General features: G+C 46.1%; 19 protein-coding genes and 1 tRNA gene. 13 read left to right on the forward strand and 7 right to left on the reverse strand.

Features of this window, described 5'->3' with window-relative positions:
- A partial coding sequence (locus V5298_RS09355; RefSeq protein ID WP_332931199.1) for a putative bifunctional diguanylate cyclase/phosphodiesterase occupies positions 1–1677 on the forward strand: 1677 nt, incomplete at its 5' end.
- Between the two features lie 192 nt (positions 1678–1869).
- Positions 1870–2022, forward strand: a complete 153-nt coding sequence (locus V5298_RS09360) for a hypothetical protein (protein WP_332931200.1) — start codon at positions 1870–1872, stop codon at positions 2020–2022.
- A 39-nt stretch (positions 2023–2061) separates the two neighbouring features.
- Here V5298_RS09360 and V5298_RS09365 read toward each other — a convergent pair whose 3' ends face one another.
- The 3 genes from V5298_RS09365 to V5298_RS09375 form a co-directional block, all read right to left on the reverse strand.
- Entirely contained in the window at positions 2062–3678 is a 1617-nt protein-coding gene (locus V5298_RS09365) for an L-lactate permease (protein ID WP_332931201.1), read from the reverse strand.
- 112 nt (positions 3679–3790) lie between these two features.
- Complete coding sequence (gene rluF, locus V5298_RS09370) at positions 3791–4723, reverse strand: 23S rRNA pseudouridine(2604) synthase RluF (RefSeq protein ID WP_332931202.1); 933 nt, start codon at positions 4721–4723, stop codon at positions 3791–3793.
- A 429-nt stretch (positions 4724–5152) separates the two neighbouring features.
- A tRNA-Ile gene (locus V5298_RS09375) sits at positions 5153–5229 on the reverse strand.
- 293 nt (positions 5230–5522) lie between these two features.
- Between V5298_RS09375 and V5298_RS09380 the strand changes: the two genes are divergently transcribed.
- The 9 genes from V5298_RS09380 to V5298_RS09420 all read left to right on the forward strand — a co-directional run bounded on the left by V5298_RS09380 (position 5523) and on the right by V5298_RS09420 (position 12917).
- On the forward strand, positions 5523–6338 hold the full coding sequence (locus V5298_RS09380) for an MbnP family protein (protein ID WP_332931203.1): 816 nt from the start codon (positions 5523–5525) through the stop codon (positions 6336–6338).
- Positions 6339–6446: 108 nt separating this feature from the next.
- Positions 6447–6776 carry a hypothetical protein gene (locus V5298_RS09385; protein WP_332931204.1) on the forward strand — a complete coding sequence of 110 codons (330 nt, stop codon included), beginning with the start codon at positions 6447–6449 and terminating at the stop codon, positions 6774–6776.
- A 208-nt stretch (positions 6777–6984) separates the two neighbouring features.
- Positions 6985–7359 (forward strand): CidA/LrgA family protein, encoded by a 375-nt coding sequence (locus V5298_RS09390; protein ID WP_332931205.1) that lies wholly within the window; start codon positions 6985–6987, stop codon positions 7357–7359.
- 2 nt (positions 7360–7361) lie between these two features.
- Positions 7362–8096: an LrgB family protein gene (locus V5298_RS09395; RefSeq protein ID WP_332931206.1), complete on the forward strand. Its 735-nt coding sequence runs from the start codon at positions 7362–7364 to the stop codon at positions 8094–8096.
- Positions 8097–8285: 189 nt separating this feature from the next.
- On the forward strand, positions 8286–9278 hold the full coding sequence (locus V5298_RS09400; protein WP_332931207.1) for a response regulator: 993 nt from the start codon (positions 8286–8288) through the stop codon (positions 9276–9278).
- Positions 9278–9769 (forward strand): PAS domain-containing protein, encoded by a 492-nt coding sequence (locus tag V5298_RS09405; RefSeq protein WP_332931208.1) that lies wholly within the window; start codon positions 9278–9280, stop codon positions 9767–9769. Before V5298_RS09400 ends, V5298_RS09405 begins: the two co-directional genes overlap by 1 nt.
- A 47-nt stretch (positions 9770–9816) precedes the next feature.
- Entirely contained in the window at positions 9817–11529 is a 1713-nt protein-coding gene (locus tag V5298_RS09410; RefSeq protein ID WP_332931209.1) for a DUF1566 domain-containing protein, read from the forward strand.
- A complete protein-coding gene (locus tag V5298_RS09415) occupies positions 11529–12035 on the forward strand; it encodes a DUF1566 domain-containing protein (protein WP_332931231.1) in 507 nt (168 codons plus the stop codon). Before V5298_RS09410 ends, V5298_RS09415 begins: the two co-directional genes overlap by 1 nt.
- 111 nt (positions 12036–12146) lie before the next feature.
- The gene (locus V5298_RS09420) at positions 12147–12917 is read left to right on the forward strand and encodes a DUF2884 family protein (RefSeq protein ID WP_332931210.1); all 771 of its coding nucleotides are present in this window, start codon (positions 12147–12149) and stop codon (positions 12915–12917) included.
- Between the two features lie 13 nt (positions 12918–12930).
- Here the strand turns inward: V5298_RS09420 and hemW are convergent, their stop codons facing one another.
- From hemW to V5298_RS09440, 4 genes are all read right to left on the reverse strand, one after another.
- Positions 12931–14070, reverse strand: coding sequence for a radical SAM family heme chaperone HemW (hemW, locus tag V5298_RS09425; RefSeq protein WP_332931211.1), 1140 nt, complete (start codon positions 14068–14070; stop codon positions 12931–12933).
- Positions 14063–14665: an RdgB/HAM1 family non-canonical purine NTP pyrophosphatase gene (gene rdgB / locus V5298_RS09430; RefSeq protein ID WP_332931232.1), complete on the reverse strand. Its 603-nt coding sequence runs from the start codon at positions 14663–14665 to the stop codon at positions 14063–14065. The genes hemW and rdgB overlap by 8 nt, the downstream gene beginning before the upstream one ends.
- Positions 14666–14675: 10 nt before the next feature.
- Entirely contained in the window at positions 14676–15908 is a 1233-nt protein-coding gene (gene srmB, locus V5298_RS09435; RefSeq protein ID WP_332931212.1) for an ATP-dependent RNA helicase SrmB, read from the reverse strand.
- An 81-nt stretch (positions 15909–15989) separates the two neighbouring features.
- Entirely contained in the window at positions 15990–17087 is a 1098-nt protein-coding gene (locus tag V5298_RS09440; RefSeq protein ID WP_332931213.1) for a CCA tRNA nucleotidyltransferase, read from the reverse strand.
- A 133-nt stretch (positions 17088–17220) separates the two neighbouring features.
- Between V5298_RS09440 and V5298_RS09445 the strand changes: the two genes are divergently transcribed.
- Entirely contained in the window at positions 17221–18132 is a 912-nt protein-coding gene (locus tag V5298_RS09445; RefSeq protein ID WP_332931214.1) for an ExeA family protein, read from the forward strand.
- Positions 18125–19192 carry a general secretion pathway protein GspB gene (locus tag V5298_RS09450; protein WP_332931215.1) on the forward strand — a complete coding sequence of 356 codons (1068 nt, stop codon included), beginning with the start codon at positions 18125–18127 and terminating at the stop codon, positions 19190–19192. The genes V5298_RS09445 and V5298_RS09450 overlap by 8 nt, the downstream gene beginning before the upstream one ends.
- Positions 19193–19203: the final 11 nt, after the last annotated feature.

The following is a 19203-nucleotide window of genomic DNA, read 5'->3' on the forward strand; positions in this document are numbered from 1 at the left end:
TGCCTCAGGTGGGTCAATTTTAAATTGTCGTTAGTGGGTCAGTTTTACATTGCCGGTGACAACCAACAATGGGAACTCATGGCCGGACTGAAACAAAGTGACAATGCCTTTGCAGAATTCAGCGATGCGATCTATGAAGATGATAAAGATATGGTTCATCAGGCATTAGAAAATTTAGTAGAGAATAACGTCCCATTTAACATCGAGTTTCGTTTAAATCGCCCAGATGGAAGCACGATTTGGCTATGGGATCGTGGTCGTATCTCAGAATATGATGAACACGGTAACCCCGTGTGGGTTGTGGGTATCACTTTAGAGGTGACCGAAAGCAAACAATCACAACTTAAAATTGAATCCTTGGCTTATTATGATCAATTAACCGGTTTGCCCAATCGCAGACTCATGGAAAAGCAGCTCAACAAGCTCATCGAATTACCATCCCTTACTACGTCTTATAGCGCGTTACTGTTTATCGATTTAGATCGCTTTAAATTACTGAATGACAGCTTCGGTCACTTAATGGGAGACAAGCTACTAAAAGCTATTGCATCAAGGCTCAACCATATTAACAATAAGGACGGTACAATAGCGCGATTTGGTGGAGATGAATTCATCATCTTACTTCCAAATCTTCATAGTGAACATGCACAAGCCACGCAGTTAACTCGTCAATTTGCCGATACCATAGTGACTCAAATTTCCAAACAGGTGAATTTGAGAAACGAGGTATTAGACGTCGAGATAGATTATTGCATTACGGCAAGTATCGGAGGAATTATTTTTAATGCTAACACAGTGAATTCAGATGAAATACAACAGCTCGCAGATATGGCAATGTACCGGACTAAAGCCGCCGGTGGCAATGCGGCAATCATCTTTGACTTAGCGATGCAAAACGAACTTCGTAAAACCAGTGAATTAAGCTTAGCAATGCTTAACTCAATGGTTGATAAAGATTTTTGCATTTATCTTCAACCTACGCTAAATACCAGAGAAGAGCTGATTGGGGCTGAAGTATTAATCAGGTGGCACCACCCCACGTTAGGTATTTTAGAACCCGATTCATTTATTGATCTTGCCGAAGAAAGCGGCTTTATTTTACACATTGGCCGCTATGTTTTAGAACAAGCGTGCATCCAACTTCAGCGCTGGCAAGCCAACGAAGCATCAAGACACTTACAACTTTCACTTAATCTTAGTTCAAAACAAATAATACAAGGCTCGTTCTGTCAGGATTTAATTGAGATTGTTGAGGCCTATAATATTGATCAATCAAAACTGATATTAGAAGTGACAGAATCAATGTTAATCCCCGACATAAAAGATGCGACAGAGAAGCTTACCCAGCTACGTTCTTATGGTGTTTCTATTTCATTGGATGACTTTGGAACTGGCTATTCGTCACTAAACTACTTGCGTGCATTCCCCATTGATGAATTGAAAATCGACCGCTCATTTGTCATGGATGTTGAAAACAATGCACAAGCACGAGTGATGGTAAGGTCTATCATAGAGCTCGCCTCCAATCTCAACTTGAAAATTGTGGCAGAAGGCGTCGAGACACGAAATCAAATAGAAATATTACGAGAGTTCGGTGTGCATATTTTCCAAGGGTTCTATTTCAGCAAACCGATAACGACAGCTGAGTTTTACGCCAAATACGGGTTAATGTCGTAGCAATAATTCAGTCCTACAGACAACGGATAACAACCCATGAATTAATGTCATTGCTAGCAGTTAACACTTATCGCTTCGCTATCGACCTCAATAAATCAAGTTTTATTTCAATAATAACAATAAGATAGAAAGTGCGAATCATTCGCTATAGATTAATTGACTCTGCGAATTAAAGCACACTAAGGGCTCACATTGAAACACCCACAAGTTATTATCATGTTCGCGCTAGCTTGCTTTGCCAGCATTCCTGCCTACGCTGATCCGAAACTGGCGGGTACATATACCGGCTACTCATCCATCGAGATGACAGCCGCAGATGCCCCAAAAGACATCAAAATTTACTAGGGTGATTCGGATGGTGACATCATCTTGATCCTAAATGTATTAAGACAAGACTATTGCCATCAAGGCTGCAACACCCCCATAAACCAATAATGGCAGTATGGTCTTTTTAAGAATAAAGCCTTCTTTGTGGTGAATCCCCAAAATAGCAGACACCGCAATAATATTATTAATACACACCATGTTGCCCATGGCAGCGCCGACCGATTGTAAGGCTAATACCAGATTCACCGGCAAGCCAACCTGCGCAGCAATGGTTTGCTGAATACCACCAAAGGTGAGATTAGACACCGTGGCCGATCCTGAGAAAAAGCTGCCCAATGCCCCCAGTAAAGCGGCAAACAAAGACCAACTGTCCCCGGTTAATGTCGCAAATGCATTGGCGATCAAGAAAATGGGCGACTGCTCGGCGCCCAACATCATTAAATTCACCATGACTAAAGCCGCCGCTAAGGAAACAAGGGGTAACTGAATACGTTGGCCGGTCTCAAAAAACGCCTCTTTTACCTGCGTCTTAGAAAGGTTTAATAACGGAATTGAGATCAACACCACTAATACGAACGGTATTAACGCAGGAACATAGAGTGTTTTATAAGACCAGCTTACAGAGGTAGATAAAATATTCTCCAGGGACACAACCAAGGATTGGCTCACACCTAAATGGCTGCCGCCAATATCTATACCAAGCCACGCATTGGTGCTGGTTAACAAGCCTTTAATACCCAATGGGCTGATGCGCGTAACAATCAAAATCACAATCAGCAACCCCAGTGGTAGCAAGGCAAAAAATACCTCTCGAGACGGCACCTTTGTTTGTTTATTTAAGGTGTTTTGTGTTGTATGAAGGCCAATATTTGCCTTTGCTAAAAAAATATTCATCATGAGCCCAACAGCGCCACCAAGCAAAGAAGGAAATTCATAATTCCAATTCGCCAACGCGTAGTAAGGCAGTGTGCAAGATAGAATACTGAGTAAAATAAACACCAGGTTTTGGCGTATCAACGACCCACTTACGACAAACTTTAGCGCCAATATCGGGATTAATAGCGCGGCTACGGCGTTAATTAACGCGGTTTGATTCGCCACCTCTAACAGGTCTGACGGACTAAGCGCTAACGCTTCAAATCCAAACCAGATAGGCGTACCTACTGCGCCAAACGACACCGGAACCGAATTCATGATTAAGGCAAAAATTGCGACTTTTATAGGCTGGAAACCTAATCCCACTAACATCGGGGCGGCAATCGCGGCAGGTGTACCAAAGCCCGAGGCGCCTTCCAGCATAAAGGCAAAGGCCCAACCAATAATCATTAGCTGAGCAACCTTATTGTTGCTGATGGAATCCAGCCAGCGACCAATCACGGCTTCCGCACCTGAAATGGCCAACACTCGGTTTAGCAGAATCGCCCCCGCGACAATGGAAATCGGCGTAAGTACGGACAATACACCCGAGATAATATTGGCACCTAATAAACGCCCGTCACTGTGGAAATAGAAAAGTTGAATTAAACCCACTAATAACGCGGTTATCGGTAAGGCAATATGGGAGGGTAACGCGCGCTGCTTGGTCATCATCCAGATCAGCAGCGCAATAGGGAAAGCCGAAATTAACGTACTTTGAAGCATTTCATCCACCGTCCCTATGTAGAATTCTACCACCTACTAACGATCCCATAATGAGCTGAGAATGGTAGTGATCAAGGCTAATTAAAGCACCTTGAGTCTTAAATACAGTTATCACAGAGACTAGTCCATAGGGTTAATTTATCTTTTACTTTTGTATTCTAGGTTTGCGCCGAGAACTAGACTTCGCTGTGGAAGAATGCTTTTTTACTTGACGATGCGCCACGCTATCTCGAGCCTTAGCCTCGCGATCCCCATTGCGTTTCGGTACTTTAGATGCGGCTTTTTGAGCGTTTAAGTGAGGCATATTCTGTTCACTTTGGGCGGCAGTTTTGGTGGAACCTGCCACAGCGCTGTTAATCTTGTGCATTTCATCAGCGGTCAAATTTCGCCACTCGCCGACTTTTAATCCGGCTAAACGTATTGACATAATACGGCTGCGTTTTAGCTTGGTTACCCCATACCCAAGGTATTCGCACATACGGCGAATTTGCCTATTTAACCCTTGGGTTAAAATAATCCGAAACACGAATTTACTTTGCATCGTCACCGTACAGGGTTTGGTCACGGTATCCAAAATGGGCACACCCGCCGCCATAGCTTGAATAAAGCGCGCAGTTAACGGTCTGTCTACCGTCACGATATATTCTTTGTCATGGGCATTTTCGGCGCGCAAGATTTTATTCACTATATCCCCGTCACTGGTTAGGAAAATTAGTCCTTCAGAGGGCTTGTCTAATCGACCAATGGGGAAAATACGCTCACGATGGCCAATGGCATCAATAATATTGCCTTTAATGTGGCGCTCAGTGGTACAGGTAATACCCACCGGCTTGTGGTACGCCAGGTATACTCTGTCAGATTTATTCTCAGCACTGGGTTTAATCAGCTTGCCATCCACGCAAACCTCATCACCAGATTGCACTTTTGTGCCTAATTCTGGGATCTCACCGTTAATGGTTACGCGACGGCCGTCTATTAACTTATCTGCTTCTCGGCGAGAACAGAAACCTGAATCACTAATAAATTTGTTTAAGCGAATGCTAGAAGCCGTTGTGCTTGAGGTATTCGATGTCTTCATTTTATTCCACTATGTCATCTTTAGCGCGCTACTGTGTTAAACACTATAACGCTTTTTTAGACAAAGCTTAGCATCAAGGTTAGGTTTTTCGGGGAAGCTCACTTTGCCCTTGTGCTTTAAACGACTACTGCTAATCTTTGTGCATGATACACCGCATGTTGCATATTTTTCAGTGTAACATCAGCGGCAGAAATCTGTGGGTTATTCTCCATACTTGGCAACTGAGTATGCGTATTGCGTTTTACAATTAATAGGGTAGGACAAAACAATACGGGGGCGCATAGGGCTCCTCTAATATGCTTTTAGGATATCCCATTGCACGTCATGAATCGACCAGACTTCTCTAGACGCTGAATTTCAAAATAATTATTTTAGAAAACAGTTACACCGTCAGAGAGTGTTGAGAAATGATTTTTATTTGGAGGAGAATGGTGGCCCCACCCTGACTCGAACAGGGGACCTAACGATTATGAGTCGTGTGCTCTAACCAACTGAGCTATAGGGCCATATATTTTTGGATGCTGTATTGTTCAAACCGGACGGTTTTTACAAGCGGGGCGAAGTATAAGCACTTTTTTTGTGATTGTCACCCCATCAAGGGGACGATTTAAATCGCTTGGCGAAATCTTAAGCAAATTACTTTGACTACATGGCACTGTGCGTCTCCGGGTCGGGTTATATTGTCACTTCCCATTCCATGCACCTTATTGTTTATGCCGTTAATCTTTTGTGGCGTTGACGGGCAAGGTCAGGCAGGCTCACTATAGTTGTTGTTGCATCAAGAGGGGTCTACTGTTTTATGAAATATGCCTTGTTTTCAATTTTTTTCACCTTGTTCTTGTGCACAGGATGTGACAGTTTCTTCACAGGCGATAGGGATCCGGGTGATATTCCAATTACCTTTACTGATTTGTCCAAAGGTGCTGATTGCGGTTACGAGGTAACCATTGATAAAGATATCTGGCGCGTAAATTATCTGGCTTTTTATCTCAGCAAGCCAGAGTTAAAAGTAGAAGGGCGCTGGATACCACTTAAATTTGTGCCCAATAAATGGCAATCGACGGACATTGCTTTTATGGCCTTTCATCAAGCCTGCGAAGGACCGCAAAATAACGAGCATATAGTACTGGATGCGAACGAGGCCTTACTTAAACGAGCAACAGAATTGCGTTTTAATATGGGGTTGGATTTTGATGAGAACCATGCGCCTAGGGTCGCACAGGTGCCGCCGTTGGATAAGCCTACCATGTTTCAATCAACCCGAGCGGGGCATAATTTCTTTCGCTTGGAGCTACAAAATACGCGCCAGCCAACTACCATTTGGTCTTTTTTACTGGCCAGCGGTGGCTGCAACGCAGACAGCGACAATGAGGTCCCCACACGATGCGATTATCCCAATCGGGTGACAGTGGATTTACCCATGGCGCAAAATGTTTCTACATTGAACCTAAAAGCTTCTTTGCAGCAAATCTTGTTTAGAGTCAATTTAAAGGCAGTAGCCGAATGCAATATGGCACACGATCATGATAAAAGTTGCGAAAAGGTGATGCGAAATTTAACTGAACGGCGATGGATCCATTGGGATGCCCCTGAAAAGGTATATTTGAAGTCCTAAGCGTATAGACGTAAGCAGGGGAATTATGCCCATGATTAGTGCAAGCAACACATTTATTTGCTATCTTTTTGATAAATCTGATAACAGCCAGCCAGCGCGGAGACAATAATGACTGAAAAGCCTTTTCTGGTCAGCGGCCGTAATACACTTATTCATAAAATAAGAAAGCTTGATTTACTTGTGATCAATGGCGATGAACATCCGCCGGTTCTGGTTACGTACAGAGGGATCAAACAGTTCGACGGTAAGGTGCCTGACAACAGGCGTGAAGCTAAATTGATGGATATGGAACTCATTGATCTCACGGCTTCTGAAGTATTTGGCGAAGAAAAAACCTTGTTGTTTATTCAAACCCTAAATGGGAAAGAATATAAAATAGACTACACGAAAGTGGGCACGTCCATGTTTATCAAAGTTCATCTGGATAGTGCGTTTTAAGTCAACTTTTCCCGTACTCTTCTTTCAGTGCCAGTCTATTCCTACTGCTGGCACATCTTACTCTTCTCTTTTCGGTTTATAATTTCCCTGAGTTATCCTGAATATTTTAACCCTATAACCCTAATAACCTGTGGTTAAGACGATAGTCTGTTGTCGCAATAGGGGAGACTCAGATAAACTGGCATTCTGTTTTCTTAGTTTACGTCTCATGAACAGCTTTATTCAATTTCTTGTAGGTTTCATTCTCATCACGCTTTTTTATTTTGCTGGCGAATTGTTGGTGAATCTTTTAAACGTTCCCTTTCCTGGCACCCTTGTGGGCCTGTTACTTCTATTGCTATTTCTTTTTCAGCGTAAACGGGTTCCGTCCGTGATTGTGGCTGGCGCAACGCCTTTGTTAAAGTACATGACCTTGTTTTTTGTGCCAGCAGTATTAGGCGTGGGCGTCTACTGGGACGACATCGCCGGTAGCTTCACGGCCATTTTCATTGCCATTTTTTTTACCACCATCGTGAGCTTGGGTGTGAGTGCATGGATAGCGCAGAAGTTAATGGCACCGGTGGTCTCAGAGGAGCAGGAATAGGGATGAACTTACTCATTGAATTATTCGTATCCAAGGCTACCACATTATTTTTATCTGTTTTTTCTCCTACCGGCGCTCTCTGGATAGGCATCACGCTATGCGCATATCTGTTTTCCCTTTGGGTGGCACGAAAAACAAATAATAACCCCTTTGCTAACCCGGTGTTGGTCACGGCCGTTATCACCGGTAGTGCCATTGTTCTGTCTCAACGTGATATGGCAGCATATCAACATGACACCGCTATTATTCACTGGTTATTGGGGCCAGCAACGGTGGCGCTAGCCTTACCCATGTATGCTCAGTGGGAGAAAATCAGGGCGCTGGGTTGGCGGTTAGTGGCGGCAGTGGCCGCAGGGGGAATTATTGCCCCTGTAACAGCGTGGCTTGCGGTCTATGCCTTTGATACGCCCCTGGCCATTCAAATGACCATGCTTGCTAAATCTATTACCACCCCCTTAGCCATGGAGGCCACCAAACAGATACATGGCGTGCCGGCGCTGGCGGCTGTGTTTGTGATTGTTACAGGAATTGTTGGTGCGGTGCTAGCGCCTTGTGTATACCGGATCTTGTCTGTTACCTTGCCTCAGGCTCAAGGCGTGGCGCTAGGCTCGGTGTGTCATGCCATCGGTACAGCAAAAGCGTTACATATGGGGGAAAAAACCGGTGCACTGGCCACATTAGGACTGTGTTTAAATGGCATTATGACGGCGATTGTGTTGCCGTTATTATTTGCCTGATTTTTTTGCTTGTCAGTTTTTTACGGATAAGGATTAAATTACACTATTGATCAATGGCAATTGCGCCAATTCCTGCTAACAATGTACTTAAGGGATCGTTTCGTCTTACATAACAAAAATGCATGAAGGGCAGGAGGTGAGTTGGGATCCACAACATTCTCGTGTAATCAAACAAGGACTGGCGTTTTCATGATATCAATTTTAGTGTGTGATGACTCTTTAGTTGCGAGAAAGCAGGTAGCAAAATGCCTGCCTCCTGACTGGGAAGTGGCTGTACACTTTGCAAAAAATGGCAAGGAAGCCATTGAAGGGCTAAAACAGGGGAAGGGACAGTTACTGCTACTGGACTTAAATATGCCGGTAATGGATGGTTATGAAACCCTGCAAAGGATCCATGAACACAACCTTACCACCCAGGTCATCGTTATTTCAGGTGACATACAACCCGAAGCCTATGAACGGGTTATTCAGCTAGGCGCACTGGCCTTTATTCAAAAACCTGTGGATCCTGCCACACTGCAACAAGCACTAGTCGAACTTAATTTGATGAATGAAGTCCCGGATGACGAAACCGGGATCACCTTAGATGACGATATCCGTGATTGCTATCAGGAAATTACCAACATTGCGATGGGGCAAGCTGGGGATCATCTAGCCCGTACCATGAATGTGTTTGTACATTTACCCATCCCCAACGTGAACATTATCGAAGCCTCAGAAATGCATATGATGCTTTCAGACATTGAAGCCCAAGAAGAGGTCTCGGCCATTTGTCAGGGGTTTATCGGTTCTGGTATATGCGGTGAAGTGCTGTGTATTTTGAGTGATTCCAGCTTTGAAGATGTGGCGAAAATTCTTGATGTTAAAGACAAAGTGGATGATCAGCTGCAACTTGAGCTCCTTATGGACGCCGCCAGTATACTTATCGGTACGCTATTAACCGGCTTGGCACAACAGCTTGACGTGAATTTTGCCCAAGGTCAGCCACTGGTTCTTGGTCAACATCGTGCCATCACTGACATTCTGCAAACGAGTCAGGTGAAATGGAAACGTACTCTCGCCATCGAATTAAGCTATGGCCTTGAGGGCTATAATGTGCGTTGTGATCTCATCATTTTGTTCACAGAAGAATCCATGCACACCATGAATACCAAACTGGCTCACTTGTTGGAGGATTTATAATGCAAGGTAGCAATCAGGAGGATATGCAGGCGTTCCATTGGATGATGGATATGCTGCAAAGTGTTGATGTGGGTATTGTGGTGTTAGATAAGGCCTTTCGTGTGAAGGTGTGGAATGGTTTTATGGAATGCCACAGTGGATTGCGTCCAAGCCAGGTGCAGGGAAAATCACTTTTTACACTCTTTCCTCATATCAATGAAGCCTGGTTTGCGAAAAAAGCCAAACCGGTATTTGAATTAAAAACCCGGGCGTTTATGACCTGGGAACAGCGGCCTTATTTGTTCAAGTTTTATAATTACCGGCCGATTACAGGAAGTGAGCCGCATATGTATCAGAATATAACCTTGGCTCCGCTGACGTCGCCATCCGGTCACACTGATCATATTAGTATGATGGTTTACGATATGACGGATATTGCATCAGGGAAAAAGCAATTGGAAGCCATGCAGGTAAGTAACGAAGAGCAGTTGGAACGTCAGTCCCCTCGTTAACCTAGGCATGTTACCCAACACACATTATTAAAATAGTGATTAAGTACATGCAGCTAAAACACACATTATCTATTCAAACGGGGTTGGTTATTTTACTGATCTCAACCTTGGTCGCCTGTGGCGGCTCTGACAGTTCAGATGAAATCAATGACAGCAATGCGGTTTATGTGAATGCCGGTGACGATATTCAAGTGCTGGAGTCTACCGACGTAGGGATTTCCGGTGAAGCCACTGGACAAACCGACACTCTTGTTTGGCATTGGTCTTCTTCTCCTCAAGGCACAATCACTCATGATGATACTGCTGTTGCAGATGCTGTGTTTACGGCTCCAGCGGTGATCACAGATACCACCTACGTTTTAACGCTGACAGCCACCAATGCTTCGGGAAACAGCGATACCGATACCGTCAATGTGGTGGTGAAGCCGGTTAACATTTCCCCGCTGGCAGAGATTACTCTGGAACAAGAAGATGGACAGGCGACCAATACCTATTCCGCCGGCAGTGTGGTGGTATTAAGCGGTGCCAGCAGCAGCGATGAAGATGCCCCCGATGAAGCCAACCCCATTAGCGGATGGGAGTGGCAGCAAACCACCGGTAGCAGTGTACTAAACAATGTAACAACAGACTCCTCGGAATTAATCATCACCATGCCGGTGGAAAGTGATGGGCAACAACTGACTTTTCAGCTGACGGTAACGGATGCTGAAGGTGCGACAAATACCGCCACGGTTACGCTTAATGTGTTGTCTGAAAGTGAAACCTTGCCCACTGTGGATGCCGGCTATGATCAATCTTTGTTTAGCGGAGAGCGTATTGTATTAGCCGGAGAAGCCAGCACCACAGTTACCGCAGGGTTACCGCTAAGTGCTACTTGGGTCCCATCATCGGCGGCCACCGATACCGTGGTTGCCGAAGAAAGTCTTTCCACTTATGCCATCGCGCCCCAAGTCAGCGAAGAAACCTTGCTCACCTATACGTTGGCGGTTACAGATAGCTTTGATCATGTTGTGTACGACGAAGTCGAAGTGTGGGTCTATCCGTTTCCAATCCCCCTCATGAACGATACCGGCGTGACGGTTCAGGCCAATGATATTGCCTTTACCAATTCACAGCAAAATGCGTATCCGGGTCAAGACGGTCAGCGGGGCAGTGACATTGTTAATGAAGCGGGCTTTTTGGAAAAGGCAGGACGGGGCGAAGCCGGCTTTGATTTTACCAAGCTTAACAGCAATGGTGATGAGGAAGATGATACTTCCCAAGCATGGTCCTGTGTGCGCGACAACATTACCGGCTTAATTTGGGAAAAGAAAACAGAAGATGGAGGCCTGCATGATGCCGACTATCTGTATTCTTGGTATTTCACCGCTGAAAACGGCGGCCTTGCTGGTACATTAAATGGCAGTGACAGCAGCTGTACGCTAACGAATTGCAATACTGAAGCCTACGTGACGGCGGTCAACAGTGCTGGTCTATGCGGCTTTTACGACTGGCGGATGCCCACTCATGAAGAGTTAATGTCACTTGTGCATTTTGGATTGGCTAGCGGTACCTTAATTGATGATACCTACTTTCCCTTTTTGGGTACGGCCGACAGTGACGGGCGACTGTGGTACTGGAGTTCAATACCTAGTGCCGATGGGGTTTCTGGCGATGCCGCACAGAATGCCTGGGCACTAGATTTTGCATCGGGGCTGGATAACTTTTTGATTAAATCACGGGCCCTGCGTGTGCGTCTTGTGCGGGCAGGAAGAGAATGATGAAATATTTTATAGTATGCGTCCTTTGTTTATGCTCGTTTTGTTTAGCTGCCCAAACTTGTTTAAGTGACGGCGTGGAAACCACCGCAGATGATGAATTCGAAGACTTGGGGGATGGCACGGTATTGCATAGTGCCACTGGGCTTATTTGGCAGCGGTGTGCGTTAGGACAAACCTGGAGCGATGATACCTGTAGCGGTACCGCAGTAAAATATAACTGGCAAGATGCCCTACTTGCCGCGCAAAGTGAAGATGCCGCCGCATTAGAAGGGTGGCGGCTACCGAATATTAAAGAGTTGGCAACCATTACCGAACGGCTTTGTGTGCGTCCCGCCATTAACGAAACCATATTTCCCAATACGCCGCCGGATGACTTTTGGACCTCCACACCTTCTCTTGACGATCCCTTGAGAGCATGGGTGGTGGCTTTTTTCAATGCCAGTCATTCCATTAAGGAAAAAGACCGATTTATTTACGTGCGATTGGTAAAAACTCAGCGGGATTAACGCGTATATAAACTGTAAAGGTGGTGATTTTATTCAACCTGAATTTTAGCAAGTTGAACCCGTCATGGCTTTTTATTTATGCGTTGGGCGTACACAATGAAGCGCATGAACATGCGAATAATATTTTTTCCATCCTTCTGGCTGTTTCTCACAATAGTGCAATTGCCCTATAAGGCGACGGCGGGTAACTTGTGCGATATCGATTTTGCCTATGGTTTGGTGGTCAATGATCATCAAGTGCGGATCCTCGATAAGAGTCGCACTGTGGTGCAGATAAATGGCCAGGATCAGTTGTTTATCAAAGGTCGCTGGCAGTCTTTGACTGTGCCTCAGCGCCGCTGGTTACGAGACTACACCAGCGGTTTGCATTATGTTGTACCTAAAATGATTGTACTGGCAACGGAAGGGGTAGATCTTGCCGCGGATACCGTGGATAACGTGTATCAAGGGCTGGTGGGATCAGATCACGAAAGCTACGTTAGGTTGCGACAGGCGATGGAGCGGGTACGCAATCGGGTAAAAGATAAGTTTCGCCATGCCAGTAACCATTATTTTATCGGCCCCGGCTCTTTAGAAAGTGTGGATCACTTCGTTGACAGTGATATTGAAGCGCAAATTGAAGAGGCCATTTCGATGTCGGTGGGCGGAATATTATCAGCCATTGGCGGTATGGATGAAAATCATGTGGATATTAGCAGTGAACGCTTAGAAGAAATCAGTCGTCAGCTTGGCGAAATGGGTGATTTAGAAGGCAGTTCTGCATCGTTGAACAACCGTGCCCAATGGTTTTGTCATAAGCTGAAAAAGCTCAATGTGCTTGAAGAGAAACTACGTGAAAGCTTACCGGCTTTACAACCGTACGATATCATTATTTCTGAATAGTACCGTTAAAAAACTACACAAACGCAGATAAAAGACTGTTTAAATACCGTCTTCCCAGAGGCGTCACTTGCCACTCATCATTGTTTTCTTCTAACAATCCTTGGTCTATAGCGCGATTAAGTGCGCTTCGTTGCGGTGGGGTTAATGTGGTGCCGGTATAATCGAAAAAGTCTGATTTTGGGCATGGCTCAACAAGACGAAAGCGATTCATGAAAAACTCAAAGGCCAAATCATCCCGCTCGACCTCATAGGATTTATCCATATAAGGACGCGTCATATCCATATAACCCCTGGGGTGCTTAACTTTAACGGTACGAGTAATGCGGCCATTGTGTGCATCGGTAATCTTGCCATGGGCGCCGCAGCCGATACCAAGGTAATCACCAAAGCGCCAATAATTCAGATTATGCTGACACTGATAACCGGGTTTGCTATAGCCGGATATTTCATATTGCTTATACCCCGCGTCCTCAAGTAATGCATGTCCTCGGGCTTGAATGTCCCACAAGGTATCGTCATCGGGCAATACCGGGGGCTTCGAGTAAAACGGGGTGTTGGGTTCAATGGTCAGTTGATACCAGGAGAGATGGGCAGGGGACTGCTGGATCGCCGTGGTTAAATCGGCCAAGGCATTGTCTAAGGATTGCTTGGGTAATCCATGCATAAGATCAATATTAAAGCTGTTTAATGGCGCTTCTTTAGCCTGCAAAATGGCATCGCGGGCTTGCTGGGCATCGTGGATCCGCCCAAGTTGGGTTAAATGATTATTTTGAAAGCTTTGTACACCCATGGAGATGCGGTTTACACCTGCCTCGGCATAGCCGTTAAATCGCGCCGATTCCAGCGTACCTGGGTTGGCTTCCAATGTGATCTCCGCCGAGGGTGACACCGCCATACAGTTTTTAACACCGGCCAGCAATTTGGCTATGGCATCGGCTGAAAATAAACTCGGTGTGCCGCCCCCAATAAAAATACTGGTGATCTCCCGGTTAGTAACGTAGGCCTCATCGTGCTGTAAATCACTTAATAAATGAGACACGTATTCTTGTTCGGGTAAGGCCGACTTGAGTCCGTGGGAGTTAAAATCGCAATACGGGCATTTTTGAACACACCAAGGAATATGAATGTAAAGGCTTAAGGGCGGGTTACGCAAATGTTTGTCTCATTTGTTCTAGTAAAAATGACATGGCCTGACCCCGATGACTGATTTGGTTTTTCACCTGTCGATCCAGTTCAGCGGCCGTGCAGCCATGAGAGGGAACATAAAATATGGGATCATAACCAAAACCGCCATGACCGGAAACCTCATGAGTAATGGTGCCATGCCAGTAGCCTTGGCTGATAAGGGGCACAGGATCCTCTGCATGACGCATAAATACCAGCAAACAAAAGAAATGGGCACGCCGTTCTGGTTTATCTTGTAATTCGGTCAGTAGTTTATCCATATTATCGGAATCTGATGCTTGGCTACCTGCATAGCGGGCAGAGTAAATCCCTGGCGCGCCACCTAACGTATTCACCACCAGTCCAGAATCGTCAGCAATGGCGGGTAAGCCGGTTTCTTGAGCGGCATAGCGAGCCTTGATAATCGCGTTTTCTACAAAAGTTGTGCCTGTTTCGGGGATATCGCTGACCCCCAATGCTTTTTGGGCCATAACGGTGACATTCATGGGGGCAAACAAATGGGTGAACTCTTTCACTTTGCCAGCATTACCCGATGCCAAAACAATTTTTTCAGGGAAGTTCATGGCAATCTCCTCAGCCGGTTTTCTTTCCATTTTTTTTCTTCTTTTTCTTTACCTTTACCGCTTTGACGACTTTGCTTTTTTTCTTCGCCGCCACTTTTGGGGCTTTGTGTTTAGGGCGTAATCCGTTTATATAGCGGGCTTTTAAAGGTTCGCCTAAGTAGCGAGATACTTTACCCACCATTTCGAAATCATGAGCCTCAATAAGGCTAATGGCAGTACCTTTGGCGCCAGCGCGTCCGGTTCTGCCAATTCTGTGTACGTAGATATCGGCCTTTCTGGGCATATCGAAGTTAATGACATGGCTCACATTGGGCACATCGATACCGCGAGCAGCAACATCCGTGGCCAGCAATATGGGAACTTCACCGGCTTTAAAACGGGCCAGAGCGGCATTACGCTTATCCTGCGGCATTTCCCCTTGTAACCAGGCCACATTGATTTGTTCCGACATTAACGTGTCTTTAAGCGCTTGTAGTCGTTCGCGGGTTTTAACAAACACCACTGCATTGGCGATATCATTGAGCAGGATATGTTTTAGCAATGCGACCTTATGGGCGTAATCATCAGCCAGGTGATACCACTGATGGGTTTTTGCCTTTTCTTTGCGCGACGGATTGGCTTCAAGCTCCACCGGCTCGTTAAGAATATCCCGGGCGAAATACTTCACGCCAGGGCCTTCCAAGGTGGCTGAAAACAACATGTTTTGTTTACGCCAGCGGGCTTCTGCGGCAATTTGCCCCACAATGCCGCTAAACCCCATATCTAACATGCGATCGGCTTCATCGAGGATCAAACATTCGATATTGCGACAGTCGGCAGACTCTTTTTCGATATGTTCGAATAGGCGTCCTGGGGTGGCCACGAGAATATCCAGATTTTCACTTAAGGTGTCTCTGTCGGTACCGTAGTTGATGCCACCGGTAATAACACCGCAAACCAAATCGGTAAAACGGGTGATGGCGCAGGCTTGTTCATATACTTGAAGGGCAAGCTCTCGTGTCGGCGTCAGAATCAGCACACGGGTTGCGCCAGGTTCGGTACGGGGGAAATCGAGCAAATATTGACAAGCAGGCAGCAAAAATGCCGCTGTTTTTCCCGTACCGGTGGGTGCCGAAGCAAGAATATCCTGGCCATCCATCGCCGGCGGGATAACAAGAGACTGAATCGAAGTTGGCGCGTCATAGCCCATTTCTGCGACAGCCCGACAAAGGGTATCGTCAAGCTCTAATTCTTCAAATGTCATTCTATCTCACAGCACAATAATCAAAAGTATATTATAGCACTTCACTTCTTATGATTGATATTAAAGTTAATGACAATGACGCTAACGGAGATGCTGTTGTACAACCGTTAACCGCCCGTCGTTTATGGCGCGGCCGATCTCTGCCCCTTTTAATCCTTGGGCAACAAATTTCTTAGCATCCAGTTCCCGTGCGGCAGCGAGCGCCCGGCGAATTTTCTCATTTTGTTGATGTTGGTTGTCAGGGTTATCTGACGCGAGTTTTATCACGGTGAGTATTTGTAAAAAGCGTTCCGGTTTACGCCATGCATCGCACTGATTAAATACCTTAAGACAGGTTTCAGGCAAAATGGGGGCGCTAAGCAGGTGAAAATAGTGGCTACTTAATACGCACAGTTCTGTGATGTGATTGGCGCATTTTAAGCGGCTGCACAACGACTCCGCGGCTGTGGCATCAATTTGAGTACCTATGACGGCCCACAGCAGTGAGGCATCGTGGGTATGCTCAGCGGCAGATTGTAAATGGGGACCGATGTTGGCGATCACGGGGACTAACTCGCTAAACCACGGCTCAAGACACTGGCTTTCTGCCAGCGTTTGAAAATACACCTGAGGGTGCTGTTCGGTTAAACTGCGTTGGGTTTCTTTCCATACCCGTTCCGCGGTGAGGTAAGTCAGTTCTTCCTTGGCAGCCATGGTTTTCATTAGGTGGCGGGTTTCAGGTGCCAGAGTAAAACCTAGATGGGCATAACGTGCGGCAAACCGAGCAACCCTGAATACCCGTAACGGATCTTCACTAAAAGCAGGGGACACATGGCGTAAAAGCCGATTTTCCAGATCGGTAAGCCCTTGATAAGGGTCGAGGATCTCGCCGTTGGCGTCTTGTGCCATGGCGTTAATGGTTAGATCCCGACGTTGTAAGTCCTGTTCTAATGTGACATCTGGCGTTGCATGGCACACAAAGCCAGTATAACCTTTGCCGGATTTTCGTTCTGTGCGCGCAAGGGCATATTCTTCTTTGGTGTCCGGATGTAAAAAAACCGGAAAATCCTTACCGACCTGAGTATACCCTTGAGCGAGCATTTGCTCGGGGGTTGCCCCTACCACCACCCAATCTCTTTCTGTAACAGGTCGACCGAGCAGGCCGTCGCGTATCGCCCCTCCAACTAGATAGATTTTCATAACTCACACATACTGGTAATTTACGTGAATTATGCCAGATACAGCTTTTTTTCGCATTCAATCGCTTTGATTTTGACTTCTGTTGTGGGGATGGGTAGTTTAGTCGGCGTCAATCGCTAACTACTTTAATGGCATGTATCTTAATTATTTCGGTCTTAACGATAATCCGTTTTCCATCGCGCCCAACCCAGATTACCTTTATATGAGTCCTCGGCACAAAGAAGCGCTGGCTCACCTTACATTTGGTCTTCGCGAAAGCGGGGGCTTTGTTATGCTAACCGGTGAGGTGGGAACAGGGAAAACCACGGTTTCCCGCAAATTGTTGCAGCAGCTGCCAGATAATACGCAGGTTGCAATGATCCTTAACCCGACGCTTTCCGCCATCGAGTTACTGGCAACCGTATGCGACGAATTAGGGATTGCATACGATGGAAACAAAGCCAGCTTAAAGTACTTTACCGATTGCATATTGTCTAAACTGGCTGACAATCATCAGGCGGGCATTACAACGGTGCTAATGATAGACGAGGCCCAGCATTTGATGCCGGAAGTGCTTGAGCAATTGCGTTTGCTAACGAATTTGGAAACCAACCGCGATAAGTTGCTCAAAGTTGTCTTAATCGGCCAACCTGAATTACAGCAGTTACTTAAACGTAATGAATTGCGGCAACTGGCACAACGTATTACCGCTCGCTATCATCTGTTGCCACTTACGGCTCCTGAAGTGTCTGCTTATGTGGCTCATCGCCTTAGTGTGGCTGAGGGGGATATCAGTATTTTTAGTCAATCGGCGTTAAAGGCGATTTACCAGATCACCGGTGGTATCCCCAGAGTGATCAATTTATTGTGTGATCGGGCGTTAACCTTGTCGTTTACAAAACAGCATGCGGTGGTTAAAAAAGCCATCTTTTTGGCCGCAGCAGAACAGATCCTTGGTGAAGATGTGGTATATCAGCGTTTGCAGCATAAAATGAAATGGTGGGTAGGGCTCGCATTCGTCGTTGCCCTCGTTGCCGGCTTTAGTCTGGGGAGATGGTATGTCTGATATTCTCGATATCGACAAGGTAAAACCGGGCATGGTCATTGTTCAAATTACGAAGCAAAATGGCCCCGTAAAAATTCGAAAATCTGGGTTGGTTACCAGTCAGGCAATGGTACAAGGCTTGGCTGAAATGGGGGTACAACAGGTAGAAATTGATCCTGACCAGACCGTAGAAATTGAGAACAATACCCAATATAGAACCCAGACCCAGGCGTTAATTCGTGGTGATAGAGATACCTCTGCCCGCGCCCTCGACCACACGCTATCCGATCAATTTAATCGCAGTTTATTTTTGCCAACGGTGCAAGGATTGCCGTCGTTGTGGAAGAAGAACGTTCGTCAATTGATGCGTTTTTCATTGGTTATTTTGGTGGGCGTTGGTGTGGGATTTATTGTGGGGGCTTATCCGTTGTGGTGGCCCACATCTTCAGACGCTGAAGTGGCCAGCAATACAATGACCACAACCGGTGAAGAGCAGCAAGATCCCTCAAACCTGTCGCAACAAGCTGTGGATGCAGGGCGAGATACGGCGTTACAATCAGTAACTTCCCCAGCGTCATCATCCTCAAATACGGTGACTGGGGAAATGCCAACAATGCCGGTCTCGCCCCAAACTGAGGGGACGTCCTTGACCAGTAATAAGGAAACAGCGGCGCCGACCCCAGAGGATGACAGCGAAATTGAAGGGGAGATTTTAAATGCACCGCCTGAGGATGATGTGGAGGTGTCGCCGGAGTTGATGGCACGTTTTAATCAAGCCATCGCCGAGCTGGATAATACGGCCACGGATGAAAAGAAAGAGACGAAAGTCAACGTTAGAGACGATATGCCGCGGGTGGATCAATTGCCTGTTCGTATGTTGACCCGACTACCGAGTATGACGTTTAGTGCCCATATGTATGCCAGTGAGAAGTCGGATCGCTGGGTAAGGGTTAATGGAAAGCAATTAGGTGAAGGCGATTGGATTGGCGATAAAGTGCAAATTGTGAAAATAGAACCGCAGCGGGTGATCCTAAACTTCGAGGGAAAATCATTTTCAATGGCCGCACTAACGGATTGGTAAGCCCACTTTCC

It is taken from the genome of Alteromonas sp. 14N.309.X.WAT.G.H12 (assembly GCF_036697315.1).
In the GTDB taxonomy this organism is placed as follows: Bacteria; Pseudomonadota; Gammaproteobacteria; order Enterobacterales; family Alteromonadaceae; genus Alteromonas.

Coding starts and splice junctions, on each gene's coding strand:
- V5298_RS09400 (WP_332931207.1), top strand. CDS start 8,286: ATGATATCAATTTTAGTGTGTGATGACTCTTTAGTTGCGAGAAAGCAG.
- rdgB (WP_332931232.1), bottom strand. CDS start 14,665: ATGAACTTCCCTGAAAAAATTGTTTTGGCATCGGGTAATGCTGGCAAA.
- rluF (WP_332931202.1), bottom strand. CDS start 4,723: ATGAAGACATCGAATACCTCAAGCACAACGGCTTCTAGCATTCGCTTA.
- srmB (WP_332931212.1), bottom strand. CDS start 15,908: ATGACATTTGAAGAATTAGAGCTTGACGATACCCTTTGTCGGGCTGTC.
- V5298_RS09415 (WP_332931231.1), top strand. CDS start 11,529: ATGAAATATTTTATAGTATGCGTCCTTTGTTTATGCTCGTTTTGTTTA.
- V5298_RS09405 (WP_332931208.1), top strand. CDS start 9,278: ATGCAAGGTAGCAATCAGGAGGATATGCAGGCGTTCCATTGGATGATG.
- V5298_RS09450 (WP_332931215.1), top strand. CDS start 18,125: ATGTCTGATATTCTCGATATCGACAAGGTAAAACCGGGCATGGTCATT.
- V5298_RS09395 (WP_332931206.1), top strand. CDS start 7,362: ATGAACTTACTCATTGAATTATTCGTATCCAAGGCTACCACATTATTT.
- V5298_RS09410 (WP_332931209.1), top strand. CDS start 9,817: ATGCAGCTAAAACACACATTATCTATTCAAACGGGGTTGGTTATTTTA.
- V5298_RS09385 (WP_332931204.1), top strand. CDS start 6,447: ATGACTGAAAAGCCTTTTCTGGTCAGCGGCCGTAATACACTTATTCAT.
- V5298_RS09390 (WP_332931205.1), top strand. CDS start 6,985: ATGAACAGCTTTATTCAATTTCTTGTAGGTTTCATTCTCATCACGCTT.
- V5298_RS09420 (WP_332931210.1), top strand. CDS start 12,147: ATGCGAATAATATTTTTTCCATCCTTCTGGCTGTTTCTCACAATAGTG.
- V5298_RS09380 (WP_332931203.1), top strand. CDS start 5,523: ATGAAATATGCCTTGTTTTCAATTTTTTTCACCTTGTTCTTGTGCACA.
- V5298_RS09440 (WP_332931213.1), bottom strand. CDS start 17,087: ATGAAAATCTATCTAGTTGGAGGGGCGATACGCGACGGCCTGCTCGGT.
- V5298_RS09445 (WP_332931214.1), top strand. CDS start 17,221: ATGTATCTTAATTATTTCGGTCTTAACGATAATCCGTTTTCCATCGCG.